10 protein-coding genes are annotated in these 13,220 nt (G+C 63.8%); 2 read left to right on the forward strand and 8 right to left on the reverse strand.

Annotation, left to right across the window (positions count from 1 at the left end):
• The first annotated feature begins 29 nt into the window (after window positions 1–29).
• A complete protein-coding gene (locus JUB13_RS28455; protein ID WP_207485438.1) occupies window positions 30–2,231 on the forward strand; it encodes a peptidase domain-containing ABC transporter in 2,202 nt (733 codons plus the stop codon).
• 3 nt (window positions 2,232–2,234) lie between these two features.
• Window positions 2,235–3,731, forward strand: a complete 1,497-nt coding sequence (locus tag JUB13_RS28460; protein WP_207485439.1) for an HlyD family type I secretion periplasmic adaptor subunit — start codon at window positions 2,235–2,237, stop codon at window positions 3,729–3,731.
• 438 nt (window positions 3,732–4,169) lie between these two features.
• On the opposite strand, the gene JUB13_RS28465 is transcribed toward JUB13_RS28460, so the two are convergent.
• The 8 genes from JUB13_RS28465 to JUB13_RS28500 all read right to left on the reverse strand — a co-directional run bounded on the left by JUB13_RS28465 (window position 4,170) and on the right by JUB13_RS28500 (window position 12,631).
• The gene (locus JUB13_RS28465) at window positions 4,170–4,451 is read right to left on the reverse strand and encodes a hypothetical protein (RefSeq protein ID WP_207485440.1); all 282 of its coding nucleotides are present in this window, start codon (window positions 4,449–4,451) and stop codon (window positions 4,170–4,172) included.
• A 308-nt stretch (window positions 4,452–4,759) separates the two neighbouring features.
• The gene (locus JUB13_RS28470) at window positions 4,760–5,320 is read right to left on the reverse strand and encodes a recombinase family protein (RefSeq protein WP_207485441.1); all 561 of its coding nucleotides are present in this window, start codon (window positions 5,318–5,320) and stop codon (window positions 4,760–4,762) included.
• A gap of 174 nt (window positions 5,321–5,494) precedes the next feature.
• On the reverse strand, window positions 5,495–5,929 hold the full coding sequence (locus JUB13_RS28475; RefSeq protein WP_207485442.1) for a DUF6527 family protein: 435 nt from the start codon (window positions 5,927–5,929) through the stop codon (window positions 5,495–5,497).
• An 8-nt stretch (window positions 5,930–5,937) separates the two neighbouring features.
• Window positions 5,938–7,116, reverse strand: a complete 1,179-nt coding sequence (locus tag JUB13_RS28480; RefSeq protein WP_207485443.1) for a ThiF family adenylyltransferase — start codon at window positions 7,114–7,116, stop codon at window positions 5,938–5,940.
• Entirely contained in the window at window positions 7,091–7,846 is a 756-nt protein-coding gene (locus tag JUB13_RS28485) for a multiubiquitin domain-containing protein (RefSeq protein ID WP_207485444.1), read from the reverse strand. Before JUB13_RS28485 ends, JUB13_RS28480 begins: the two co-directional genes overlap by 26 nt.
• An 81-nt stretch (window positions 7,847–7,927) precedes the next feature.
• Entirely contained in the window at window positions 7,928–11,329 is a 3,402-nt protein-coding gene (locus JUB13_RS28490) for a UvrD-helicase domain-containing protein (RefSeq protein ID WP_207485445.1), read from the reverse strand.
• A 1-nt stretch (window position 11,330) separates the two neighbouring features.
• Entirely contained in the window at window positions 11,331–11,912 is a 582-nt protein-coding gene (locus JUB13_RS28495) for a hypothetical protein (protein WP_207485446.1), read from the reverse strand.
• Window positions 11,909–12,631 carry an RNA polymerase sigma factor gene (locus JUB13_RS28500; protein WP_207485447.1) on the reverse strand — a complete coding sequence of 241 codons (723 nt, stop codon included), beginning with the start codon at window positions 12,629–12,631 and terminating at the stop codon, window positions 11,909–11,911. Before JUB13_RS28500 ends, JUB13_RS28495 begins: the two co-directional genes overlap by 4 nt.
• Between the last annotated feature and the right edge of the window lie 589 nt (window positions 12,632–13,220).

The following is a 13,220-nucleotide window of genomic DNA, read 5'->3' on the forward strand; positions in this document are numbered from 1 at the left end:
GATCACGCCTGAGAGCCAACGAAACGGAAATGGCGAAGCTCGCATCCATCACGCCTGTCACGCAGGCGGCATCCGGCCCTGACAGTGGGCTGAAGGCCTTGGCACTCGTGCTGGCCTTCGGTGGCCAGCCGGTCGGGGCCGACCAGCTCGGCCAGGAGCTCGGGCTCGCCGACCGGCACGCCATTGCGGAGGATCTCGTGCGCCTTGCACGGATGCGTGGGCGCGAGGCCTCGGTCCGGAAGGTGGCGCGCCGCCGCCTCGCGACGGTCGGGTTGCCGGCGATCGCCGAATGGTGCGATGGCGGTTTCGTGGTACTGGCCCGGGTTGGTCCTGGCGAGGTGCTGATTCACGACCCCGTCGAGGGGCGGCCGAAGACGATCCCGAAGTCGGAATTCGAGGCTGCCTGGACCGGTCGGCTGGTCCGGGTCGGGCCCGCAGCCGGCCGTGAGGAGGACCAGCTCTCATTCCGCAGGTTCGGCTTCGGCTGGTTCCTGCCGATTCTGGCCAAGTACAAGCTCGTTCTGGGGCAGGTGGCGCTCGCCTCGTTGCTTCTTCAGCTCTTCGGTCTGGCTGCTCCCATGGTCGTCATGACGATCATGGACAAGGTGCTGACAACCGGCGGCCTTTCGACCCTGGACATGCTGGCCATCGGCCTGCTCGTGGCGGGCATCTTCGAGTTGCTGATGGGCCTCGTCCGGGGGCATCTGCAGGCCTTCGCGTCGAACCGGCTTGACGTCGAGCTGCAAGCGAGGCTGTTCAGCCATCTGTCCCGTCTGCCGGTCAGCTATTTCGCCGGCACCCAGACAGGCGCAACGGCGGCGCGTGTGCAGGAGCTGCAGTCGATCCGCAGCTTCCTGACCGGTGCCACCGTGACGACCGGCATCGATCTGTGCTTCACCGTCGTTTACCTGGCCGTGATGGCGCACTACGCGCCGGTCCTGACGCTGATCGTCGTCGCTATCGTGATAGCGATCTTCCTGATCTACGGCGTCGTGACGCCCGCGCTGAAGACGCGGCTGGCCCGCAAGACCGGTCAGGCCGCCGATGGACAGGCCTTCCTCGTCGAGACGGTGGGTGGGATCGAGACCGTCAAGAGCCTGGCCGTGGAGCCTCAGCTGCAGCGCAACTGGGAGGAGCACGTCGCCAAGCACACCCGAGCCGCCTACGACGCCGAGCAGCTGTCGTCGGGGATGAACCAGCTCGTCTCCTTCCTGAGCCGGCTCATGACGGTGATCACCCTGTGGCTGGGCGCGACGCTCGTGATCGGTGGCTCCATGACCGCCGGCCAGCTGATGGCCTTCAACATGATGTCGGGGCGCGTCCTGGCGCCGGCGCAACGCCTCGCGCAGCTGTGGCAGCAGTTCCAACAGACGCGGATCTCCGTCAAGCGCATCGGCGAAATCATGAACGCCCAACGCGAGCTCGCTCGGGCGACCGCCGCGAACCTGCCGGACGTGCGCGGGCGCGTCACCTTCGACCAGGTCACCTTCCGCTACCGCCCGGACCGTCCAGAGGTTCTGCGGCGCCTGTCCTTCGACGTGAGGCCGGGCGAGGTGATCGGGATCGTTGGATCCTCGGGCTCCGGCAAGAGCACCATCGCCCGGCTGATCCAGCGGCTTTATGCCCCCGAGGGTGGAAAGGTCCTGATCGACGGCGTCGACCTGACGCTGGTAGACCCGTCCTGGCTGCGTCGGCGCGTCGGCATGGTGCTGCAGGAGAACTTCCTGTTCAATCGCACTGTCCGCGAGAACATCGCGTTGGCCGATCCGACCATGCCTCTCGAGAGGATCATGGAGGCTGCGAAGCTCTCGGGCGCGCATGACTTCATCCTCGCCCTGCCGGAGGCCTACGACACGGTTGTCGGGGAGCGTGGCGCGACGCTGTCGGGCGGGCAGCGCCAGCGGATCGCCCTCGCCCGCGCGCTCGCCACCGATCCGCGGATCCTGATCCTCGACGAGGCGACCAGCGCGCTCGACTACGAATCCGAACGCGTCATCCACGACAACATGCGCCGCATCAGTGCCGGCAGAACGGTCTTCGTGATTGCCCATCGCCTGGCGGCGGTGCGCGATGCCGACCGGATCCTGGTCATTGAGAACGGGGAGTTGGTCGAGGAAGGCAATCATGCGGACCTGCTGCGCCGGTCAGGCGGGCGCTACGCGGCCTTGCATCATCATCAGGTCGGCGGCGCCTTCGCGGCCATGTCTGAAGCCCTCAGCCCGGCGGAGTAAAGCATGTCCGTTGCCGAAGTCAGAGATGGCCACGAAGACGCGCTGACTGCCGCAGCGCGCGCGCGTCCGCATGAGCCGCTGTCGGCGCTGGTGCGCGCGGATCGCTTCTCTCCCGCGCTGGTCGAAGTGGCGGAACGGGCGCCCACCGGCGTCGTGGTGTGGCTGCCTATGCTGATGGCCGTGATCCTCGCGGCCTTCGCAGGCTGGGCCTCATTCGCCCGGATCGACATCATCTCCAGTGCTCAGGGGAGGATCGTGCCCTCGGCGCGAGTGAAGCTGGTTCAGCCTCTCGAGACGGGGATCGTGCGGGCCATCCACGTGCGCAACGGCGACCGGGTGCGGGCCGGCGATCCCGTCCTGGAGCTCGATCCGACGGAAACCGGGGTGGAGCGTGAGACCCTCGATCGGCGCCTTGTCACCACACGGCTCGAGGCCGCGGCGCTGGAAGCCGAGCTGGCGGCCGTCGGTGGGGACAAGGCGCCGCCAACCGACCTGTTCGAGGCCGCGATGCCGACAGTCCGGGCATTGGCCCAGGCGGACGATCCCGATATGTGGTCGCCGCGGGCCGAAGCCGAACTGCACCGCACGGCGGCCCTTCGGGCTCAGCTGCTGGCAGGGGCATGGACATCGTTCCGAGGCAAGGTCTCCGCGGCTGAGGCCGAGATCGTCAAGCTTCGGGCGGCGCGTGCAGCGACCCAGGCCCAGGTCGCCAAGCTCGTTGCCGTCCAGCCGATTCTGCGGGAACGGGTCGAAACCCGGGCATATCTGGTCTCGCGCCAGCTGACGGCGAAGTCCGAGCTTCTGGAACTGCAGCAGGCGCTCGTCGAGAATGAGCGCGAACAGGACGTCCTGCGCCAGGGGCTCGCCCAGGCGGAGTCGGAACTCGGGCTCGCCGAGGAGCGCCGACGACAGCTCCTCGCTGATCGCCGGGAGGAGTTGCTGCGGCGCTTGAGTGAGCAGGACCAGCAGATCACGATCCTGTCGGCCGATCTCCGCAAGGCGCGGGAGCGTATCGCCAGGCGCATGCTGGTCGCCCCTGTCGACGGTGTCGTTTCCGAGCTGTCCGTGCATACGCTCGGGGGCGTCGTCAAGGAGGCTGAGCCGCTGCTGAAGATCGTGCCGGACGACGACCGGCTGGAGGTTGAGGCGCTAATCCCGAACCGCGACGTGGGGTTCGTGCAGCCGGGCCAGCATGTGGTCGTCAAGGTCGATGCATTTCCCTACACCCGCTATGGCTCCATTGCCGGGACGGTTCAGAGCCTGTCTGCGGACGCCATGGGCAGCAGCGATCCTTCGCCGGGCGCGATGCGCCCCGACCAGACGGCCTACAAGGCCCGAGTCGCATTGGCCCGCGAGACCATGAACCTCGATGGACGGGAGATCCGGCTGATTCCGGGAATGACCGTAGTTGTCGACATCAGGACGGGTGACCGGACCGTTATGGAATACCTCTTGAACCCGGTGCTTAAATATCAGTCCGAGGCCCTGCGAGAGCGCTGAGATCGAGTGCGAGGACCGTCTCCGCGTTCCAGCAGGTTTCAACCGCATGAGGCGGTCGGCAGCTTCGCGACGGCGGAATGCAGACTGGTATCAGAGCGGTCACCGACGTGACCCCGCTGGCGGCGGGGTCAGATCAGGCGCAGGCAAAGCAACAGGTGAGCGGCGGAGCAGGCATGGCCGAGTTCATGGTATGCCGTCTTCCACAGCAGCTCCTCTCGCATGTGCCGCCCGGCGCGAGAAGTGCCAGGCTATGTCGCCCCCTGTCCGTCCAGGCAAGCTTGTGCTGTCCGTGAGGACCCCATTTGGTGATCGAGACGATTGCCGAGGGCGCTGCGGTGCGACCAGAGCCGAGAACTCGCGGCGTCCGCGGGGCGCCGCACCGCACCTCAGCGCCACCATCCTCCATAGGGGTTTCGACAGCCGTGGTCGGTGGAGCCGTCAAGCAAAGCCGCCGTTGCGAACGGTGTCTAGATGGGCGAGCACGGCATCGCTATGGCCGCCGGCCATCAGCTCCTCGGCTGTCACACCATCGAAGTCCGACAGGGGGTGATAGCGGAACCACAGGACTGCCTTAGTGGTGTCGCCGCCTAGGATCTCGGAAGCCATTGTGATCACGCGCGCCACCTTCTCTAGGTGCCCCTGCACAGCAGGTGATTCCGGGTTCTGCGAGAGACTGTTCCGAGGAACATTCGCGACGCGAGCGAGCTGCGCGATGGACATCCGGAGCGTCTCGCTCATTCGCCGCGGTGAAATGACCCCTCGCTGGTCCGTCACCTTCTGCAGAAAAGTGCTAGGCTTCATGACTTTCTGTGCGTGTCGCGTGAATCATGTGCATACGATGCGCACACGTCTCAGTTGCGGACTATCCTGCCAGCCCGTGGCGGTCATCGCTGTCGCCAGAATCACGAGATGCCGAAGCAAACAGGGACATCTGGGCCGGTAGCACTTCGAGGTCAGGCTCCGCAATGCGCGAAGCCCAAGAGGACCGGCACCTTGTTCACGTCGAAATGCGACTGGCCGGGCATGGCTTAGCCGGCGGTCGAATTGGCCCGCTTCACAATCCGGTAAACAGTTGTGCGGTCAATTCCGAGTTCGCGCGCTACCACGGCCGGGCCTTTGCCCTGGTTGAGCAGAGCGATAACCCTATCGCGGGGGACGGACGGTGGACGTCCCCTGTAAACGCCCCGCGCCTTTGCTTTTGCTATGCCTTCCATCTGCCGTTCGCGCCGTAGGCTCGTTTCGAATTCGGCAAAGACGCCGAGCATGTCCAGGAAAGCCTTGCCGGCCGCAGTCGAGGTGTCGATCGCTTGGTCAGTCGCCTTCAGGGCTATGCCCCGGAGCCTCAGGTCGTGAACCATATCCTGAAGGTCCTTCACCGAGCGTGCTAGCCGATCGACCCTGGTCACCATCAGTGTGTCGCCCGGCCTGAGGAACTGGAGGAGGATCTCCAGTTCGGACCGGCCGTGGCGGCTTGATCCGCTTGCCTTCTCGGAACGGACGATGTCGCAGCCTGCCCGACGCAATGCTTCTTCCTGGATCGACAGGTCCTGGTCTGCGGTGCTGACACGGGCGTACCCGAAGACGGCCACGGCGGGCTCCGACGATGCGGTTGACCTTTAACCCAATGCAACGGAGGTTGCATAAGGCCGTCAACAACCCAAAAGCGACACGCCGCGGCGCAATCGCCGACCGTTGTGCTAGGGTGCACCCATCTGCAACGAACCCCCCGGCCGGCGAACCGACCGGGAAACTCGTCAGACGGCTCAGCCGAAGAGCCACCTGCGCGCTCGCTGCAACAGGGTCGGTCGTTCCGGTTGCCTCTGCGCGCCCGGCGGCGTTGTGACCTCATTAATGCCGGAATTCTCTGTCCCATAGTAGCGCGCCTTGGCTGCCCGGTCGCGGCGGCGCTGCACCGCCACCTGCTCGTCCGTCCAAGGACCGGCCTCGATGACCTTGCCACGGTCGATCACGTAGTGCGACCGACATGGGAGAGTCCAACTGCCTATCGATGGAAGAAGCGAGATCTTGTCGCCGTCGAAGGTCATCTTCCAATCCGTCGGCGTGAACGGCGTCACGACCTCCTCGCCACAACCGCAGCAGCAACTGTGGGCAGCGGTCGCGTACTCCATTGAAACGTAGAGGACGCCAGGATCGAGCTTCTCTGGGATGTGCCCTACGAATCGGTGCTCCAAGCGCATGTGCCGCATCATCCGAGATCTCCATTTAGGAGCATGTTGCCGTCAGTCGTGTAGGTGCAATGGTGTTCCCGCTCGAGGTCGCGGTAGAAGCCACGGATCTTCTTCCACTTGACCACGGCAAGCACAGCGTTCAGTGCGTTGAGGTCGGCCACCTGGATGTTGGACGAATAGAGATCATCCGCGCCGCCGCCGACAAAAGAGATGCGACCCTGGTACACATGATTGCGCTTGAAGGGTGTACTTGCGGTCACCCGAAGGATGCCGCCGAGCGATCCATCATCGAGTTCCAGGCCCATGCCGACGTCGACGAAAGAGGCTCCGATCGCTTTGAGCTTCTCGATAATGCCTCTCTTCGCATCCCCCGCGTCGACGCAGAGGAAGGCGAAGGTGACGCCGTTAAGAAGATCTAGGTTGCCATCATGCAGCGCCACCGGATGCGCGCTGATGAACCGGTGCATGCGGTCGTAGATTGTTTTCAGGTAATCGACCTTCTTCGGCGCCTCCCGCAGTTCACCCAAAGATGCCGCACCAGGGGTGCGGAAGGCGTTGTGTTGAAGGAACTCATCTTGGTCAAAGAGCCTGATCTCACGGACTGGCGACTTTGCAACGAAGTCCAGGACGTATGATCCCGTGCCCCCGACCCCGATGATCGCTACCCTCTCAGCGTGCAGCCGCTCGGTCAGCGCGCCGATGCCGGCCCGGTCGGATGCCGTGTCGATGTAGTTGAAGACGCTGTCTTCCCCGTCCTCAGGCGCGCGGAACACCCTCGGGGTGATGCCTGGTCTCACCACCGCGGCGGGCCCGGACAGGATGCCCGCATAGCTCGTCATCTTGTGGTAGTAATCAGTATAGCCGGTGTCGGGCTTGCTGGAGAAGGCCTGCCTAGCGGTCAGGCCATGGCCCAAGCTGAGCACGGTGTTGGTCTGGTGTGAGATTCCTTGGATCGGCGTCCCGTCGGCCCGACACGGATAGTCGCCATCGAAGTAGACGACGTGGGTGTCGGGCGAACGGGTCTCATCCCCGGCCATGGTCAGGCTGGAGATGAGGGTTCCGGTCCGCACCTGCCTCTGCCCGTCGACGTAGGGAACTTCACGCATCACCAGGAACCCGCCCTGGATGCGCACGAAATACCCCTCATCACGGAGGCGCTTGAGGTCGGCGCTACGACTGAACGGTGCGGGTGACATTGAAGATCGTCCCCTTCTTCTTCACTTCGACGGACCCACCGGCGCCGAGCTCGCCGGAGGGAGGCTTCGAGGCGGCGTGGCGGTAGGTCATCGAGAACTCGACGTTCGGCTCGTGCTGGCCCGGGAAGGCGAACTGGACGACCTGCTCGAAGGTCACCCGACGGTCATTGACCGTGCGGGGTCGCGAGTTGATGATGATCTCGTAGGTCGGTGGCCCATTCGGCGCGGTAATGAACCGCTCGATGCCCGGCCCATCGAGGTCGATCAGGTCGCCCGGTTCAATCAGCCGGTCTTCGCCGCCGCGCACCTCGAGAAACACGGCCTCGTTCTCGCCAGGCGTGGCGAGCCCATAGAGCACCGCACCGCTGATGACCGGCTTGCCCCACGCGAGCTGCCTATCGTCGAGCGTCAGCTTGAAGTCGCGATCAGTCCGGAAGGCGACGAAACGCTCAGCCCCGCGCTCGCGAAGGTCGAAGGGTTCATCGAGGCGCACGTCCTCGAATTCGCCCGACGGCAGGATGCCAAACAAGCTGAAGCTGTCGCGAGGCTCCAGCCCAGCCGCTTCCAAGATTTGCCGACCGAGCGGCACAGGGTCGGTCACCGTCAGCGAGATGAAGTTGAGGTCGCCCTGCGCGAAGAGGATGCGATATCCACGCGCCGAACGTAAAGCCCGGCCTTCGCGCAGGGCATCGCCGAGGTCGTCGTATTCGAGGGGGTCCTGAGTGCTCATCCGATTGGAACCTTGTGATCGACCGGGGCGGCGCCCCAGCTCCAAGGATCCAATCGGTGCGAGCTTGGCTGAACGGTAAGTTTAGGCGAACTTTTTTCGCAGTGAACCTTCTGGCGTGGGCCCGCAAATGAAGAAGGCCGGGCATCCAGGGCACGTCCGAGACGACAGCTTGGCCGGAAACTTGCCGCGGTGGATGTCCCTGAGGAAGCCGGCAAGCTTCTCGCGCCGGTTCTGCAGGTCGCGATGCGACAAGACGATGGCCACCGCCTTCTCATCGGAAAGGTGGACGAGTTCCACAACCGCGTCCGGAAGGGTTTGGCGTGCAGCGATCACGAACGCTGCGGCGCCGACGTCCTTGCTCTCGGTTGAGCGGATGTGCCCTGTTCGGACGCGTCGCAGAACGGGCACGCCGTCGGGGCGCACGAGCACGTCGTCGGGGCGCACGACGATCCGCGCGTCGCCGAAGGTGAGGCTGAACGCGGGCGGCGTTTGTGGTGTGTGGCCTCTCCGGCTTGCGGCAAAAAAGCGGATCATCTCGAGCGCCAATGCACGGAATTGAGCATGGTAGCCGTGCTCCGACAAACCGTGCGTCACCAACGCCTCTGTGACGCGCCGCTCCAATTCGATATCACCAACCGGCGCCGCGTCGGCAATACATGCCTCCACTACAGCCCACACCGCCTCGTGCAGTTGCATGAAGGCGGTCGCTGATCGGCGACCGCCGATCTTGAGCACATGCGTGTAGAAGAACCGGCGCGGACACGACTCGTAAAGAGCGACCTGCGACGCGTCAAAGTTGAGGCCACCCTCGATGGCGAGGGCGATGTCGCCGTCCTCTGGCGCGGGCGGGAGCGGTCTCGATGGCGTTGCCGCTTTCTTCGCTAGGGTTTGTCCCAACCGATCGATGAAGGGGGATAGAGGGCGGCTGTGGCCATTCGACTTCTGCGTCGGCGCGTATAGGAACAGCCGGTCTTGCGCGCGTGACAACGCGACATAGAAGAGGCACTCCTGCTCCTCGGCTTGACCGGCCCGGAACAGGTTGAGCGAACTCCCTTGATCGCCCTCGATCATGCCGTCAGGCGCCGGACAGGGCGGAGCCGGCGGCGTCCGCGGCAGCGTGTCTGCGTTCAGGCCGGGGACATGGACCACCGGGAACTCCAAGCCCTTGGCGCCGTGGATCGTCATCAGCCGCACGGCATCGAGACCTTGCGCAGCGGCGGGCAGTTGCCGGAGGTCCCTGTCGTCGCCAAGCCGCACCAGTCGACGCACGCGGTCGAGCAGGCGTACGATCGGAAGTCCTTGGCCGCTTGGTTGGACCCGGAGGAAGTTCATGAACTGCCAGATCGCGATCGTGCGGGTACGGTCTGCAAGATCTACGGACGTCGACAGGCGGGTCGCCAAGCGAGTCCGATCGAGCAGCACACTCGCCAGCACGAGCCAAGGCGACGATGTCTGATCCCAGCCAAGCAGGGCAGTGGCCAACATGTTGAGGGCAGCGAGCCCGGCCGGAGACAAGCCCGGGATTGCCGCAGGGTTGCTAAGCCAAGCCGCAGGCGCGGCCTCGGTGGTCCGCAGATGGTCGAAGACGATCGCGACATCGTCGAACGACATCGCGAACTCGCGCCAGCAGGCGACTCTGGCTAGGCCCATGGCGCGGCGGTCTGTAAGGATCGAGAGCAAGGACAGCAGGTCCTTTACCTCCGGGCGCTCGAACAGGCTGCCCAGGAACAGCACCGGCACACCGAGGCGTTCGAGTTCCTGGGCCATTGTTGCCAGCTTTTCGTTGCCTGTGCAGAGGATCGCCTGGTCGCGATAGGAGTGTCCGGCATCCCGCATCTCCTCGATGGCGTCCGCCAGCGCAACCGTCTGCTGCTCGGCACGTCCGACGGTACGAAGCTCGGGCCGAGTTCCACTCGGACCACGATCGGCTTCAAGACTGCTTTCGGCGTCTCCTGCGCGCATGCCGACCGCGAAGGCTGAAAAAGCTTTCGTTATTTCGTCGACCGAACGGTAGTTCCGCTTCAGGCGTCCGCGCCTGCCGCTCGGGAAGTCCGCTCCTCCGAAGCGGACCATGTTGAACGATGAGGCTCCGCGAAAGCGGTATAGCGACTGCTTGGCGTCGCCGACCACCCAGAGATTGCACCCGTTGGGTCGCAATGCGGACAATAGTCGGACGCTGCTGCGGTTCACGTCCTGATACTCGTCCACGAGGACGTGATCGTACTGCTCCTGCAAATGAATGCGGATGGCTCCGTCGCGCTCGAGCAACTGAACCGGGAGCGAGACGAGATCGCCAAAGTCGACGCGGTGCGCGTCCCGCTTGAGCGCTTCGTAGACATCGTAGACGCGCGCGACTTCGGCTGCGCGTTCCGCTGCCTCGATCGCCTCGGGCGTTACGGCACGCTGTAGCATGCGGTCGGCAAGTTCCGCGTATTGCGTGGCATCTACCACCTCGTCCTTGGCGCGCGAGATGGCCGCGAGCATATCGGCAATTATCTGCGTCGGGTCGTAGAGGTTGCGGTAGTGCGCAAGGCCCAGCCGCGGGAACTCATTTTCCAAGAGCTCGACCGCCTCCGCGCGGTCCATCATACGTGGGTCTCTGGGCAAGCCGAGCTCCACGTGGAAGCGGCGGATCAGGTCGAGGCCGAAGGCGTGGAAGGTGCCGATCCACATTGCGGCGGCCGCATCCTTGCGCTTGCGCGCTATCCTCTCCGCCATCTCGCCAGCGGCCTTGTTGGAGAATGTGAGCAACAGGATGCGGCGCGGATCGACCCCGTCGTCGAGCAAACCGGCGACCCGAGCCGTCAGCGTCTGAGTCTTGCCAGTCCCAGGGCCGGCTTCGAGTAGATAGGCCTCGCCTCGGTGTAGGGCCGCCGCCGCTTGCAGGTGGTTCGGCGGCCGTTCCGGCTTCACCTCGTCCGCGGCCGACGCGACCGGCGGCAGCAAGAGCGCGTCGAGGAGTTGCTGCGCAACGACCTCGAACGGCGCGCCGAAACGATCGGCGATCTGAGTTGCAGTTAGTCCATGGTCGACGTGGAGCGTCCGCACAACGGGACGCGGGAGAAGGAATTCGCGCGCGAACAGGTCCATCTGTATTTCGCGCCGTTGCCGCCGGCCATAGTCCACGACTCTGTCCATGCCGACCGGAGACGGCTCCGCGGACCTCGCCGGGATGATGTCGCGAGCGGGCTCGTCGTCGATGCCGTCGCCAAGCTCGACATGCCCGATTTCGTGGGCAACGAGGAAAGCCTGCTCGAACAGTGTGCCGACATTCTCGTGTAGGATGAGGTCGTCGGCCGACGCGAACGTGGCTCGTGCCCCGTTCAGGACCGCTGCTCCGGGCGCCGTCGACTCGACATCGATACCACGTCGTTCGGCCTCCGCAAGGGCAAAGGCGTAGGGCAATCTGGGATCCATGCCGCGCGCGACCGCCCGGTTGTGGAGCTCAGCTGCAACCTGCCTGGCGAGCTCCACAGCCTCCATGTCACTCGGCGTCCGCCAGCAACTGCGAGCGTTTATCGGCTGGAACTCCGGCGTCGATCAACAAACGTTCGAAGCTCACCGGGCCTTCGTTCACGGGCTTGCCATCGGCCTTGTAGCTGCGTGCAGGAACCGGTCTTGAACCCGGTGCAAGCGTCTGGATCAGCGTATCAAGTGAACAGTTCAGACTGTCTGCGAAACGTTCCAGAAATTGCCGCGGCACCGTCTCCAGGATCACGCGATGCTCGCGGAAGGCGGTAATAATTTGCCGAGGCACATCGAGTCGCTTGGCAACTTCACGAAGTTGGTGCGGGGGAGCGTTGGTGAATGGGTCGGTCACCGTCTTCGGCGCCGCCTCGGCGTGCTGAAGCCAAGCCTTGTCAATCTGAGCCTGGTCCGCTGGCGAAAGCGGTTTTTCGTCCTCGCAGATATCGCGGGCGAGCTCCCGCGAGAGATCGATGAGCTCTACCGCGTAGGCCGGATATGCACGGAGATAACGCTCGAGCGTCGCGCGGTTCGGATTTAGCTCGACGGCGAATGCGCCGAGGACATCCTCCCGCGATGGCGGATGAACGGCGGGGCTCACGACTCGTCTCCTTCCAAGAGCGCTGCCCGCAGAACGGCGAACGCTTTATCCCGATACGTTCTAACCGTTTTTTCCGAGCGCCTAAGCGCTTTGGCTATGGTCATGGCGCCCGGTTCTTTCGAGTCGATGGGAAACCCCTGTCGCAACATATGAATGATCCTGCTTTGTTCCGGTGGCAAGTCGGCAATCGCCGCATCGAGGCGCAACCGGTAAACCGCGTCATCGACTATAGATGCCGCGAACGGATCAAACTGGCCTGCAGCCTTCTCGACCTCTGCCGTGACCTCGCCGGTCTCGGCATCGCATTCCAACGGAACGGACCGGTTCTCGTCACGCCAAGCTTGCTCTTGAGCATCCCGGCGCAAATTGGCCAAGGCACCATCAAATCGAATCTCAAAGTAATCGAGTTGTTCTAAGTACGTCGCGCGGTCAGTTGACAGGAGCTCAACAAACCGGCCAAATACCTTATCGCGGATTGTCTCTTTGCTGAGAGATCTTGTTCTGCCGTCAGAGCTATCGGCCCTCGGCAGACACCTAAGGACACGCTCTGTCAAGATTCTGTAGAGACGTTCGAACCAAGCGTCAGAATTGTCCAGCCGACTGGAACGGATGAAATGGACGAGGCACTCGGATGGAACGTACTGGGGGTCATCTCGCCGCAATATCCGCGCCCTCTCGATGAGTTCCCCGCGGGGGATGCTTGAGAGTTCGACCAGCATTGCTTCGATTTTCGGGTCGCGGGTGTATAGGTCGCCCGTCAGCGTCCTTTTCCTCAACGGCGCAATCACGCCATTCCCCCACTCATCAGATTAACACGTATTTACAGCAAATTTCCTAATAATGAAATGGATGGCACGTTTGAGCCGAATTGTCCAGCGAGAACAATTCTTGGATGTGGAGGCGGCAATGGGTGCCAGCCGTCCCGGATTGGATGGCATAGCCCTACTATGGCCAGCGAACCCTTCGCCCAGCTAAAACCGCGGCTTATTGAAGGCAATCTGCATGCCTGGACAAACACTGATCTGGTCAGAGCTTTCTGTGCACCTCTTCGCCATGATTCCTGTGGCCGCGGCAGCAGCGTTCCGGTTGGGACAAGACATACTCGACCGCATGGCCGCTCGGTGTGATCCGTAGCAAGTTCATCGTGCCGATTATTCCGAGCCGCGCCAACCTGCCCGCAAACCCCGACTTCGGCCGCGACACATACCGGCAAAGGAACCTAGCTCTACTTTGGCAGTTCTACTCGCACCTGTGCTGGACAAGCCAGCACCGACAGTGCGGGCATCGGATGGGCGCCGTCTCGAGGAT

Origin of the sequence: Arenibaculum pallidiluteum (genome assembly GCF_017355985.1) — a bacterium.
Classification (GTDB): domain Bacteria; phylum Pseudomonadota; class Alphaproteobacteria; order Azospirillales; family Azospirillaceae; genus Arenibaculum; species Arenibaculum pallidiluteum.

Bases quoted from the DNA above. Each gene is read 5' to 3' on its own strand.
- JUB13_RS28455 (WP_207485438.1), top strand. From the start codon at position 30: ATGGCGAAGCTCGCATCCATCACGCCTGTCACGCAGGCGGCATCCGGC.
- JUB13_RS28460 (WP_207485439.1), top strand. From the start codon at position 2,235: ATGTCCGTTGCCGAAGTCAGAGATGGCCACGAAGACGCGCTGACTGCC.
- JUB13_RS28465 (WP_207485440.1), bottom strand. From the start codon at position 4,451: ATGTCCATCGCGCAGCTCGCTCGCGTCGCGAATGTTCCTCGGAACAGT.
- JUB13_RS28475 (WP_207485442.1), bottom strand. From the start codon at position 5,929: ATGCGCTTGGAGCACCGATTCGTAGGGCACATCCCAGAGAAGCTCGAT.
- JUB13_RS28480 (WP_207485443.1), bottom strand. From the start codon at position 7,116: ATGTCACCCGCACCGTTCAGTCGTAGCGCCGACCTCAAGCGCCTCCGT.
- JUB13_RS28485 (WP_207485444.1), bottom strand. From the start codon at position 7,846: ATGAGCACTCAGGACCCCCTCGAATACGACGACCTCGGCGATGCCCTG.
- JUB13_RS28490 (WP_207485445.1), bottom strand. From the start codon at position 11,329: ATGGAGGCTGTGGAGCTCGCCAGGCAGGTTGCAGCTGAGCTCCACAAC.
- JUB13_RS28500 (WP_207485447.1), bottom strand. From the start codon at position 12,631: ATGCTGGTCGAACTCTCAAGCATCCCCCGCGGGGAACTCATCGAGAGG.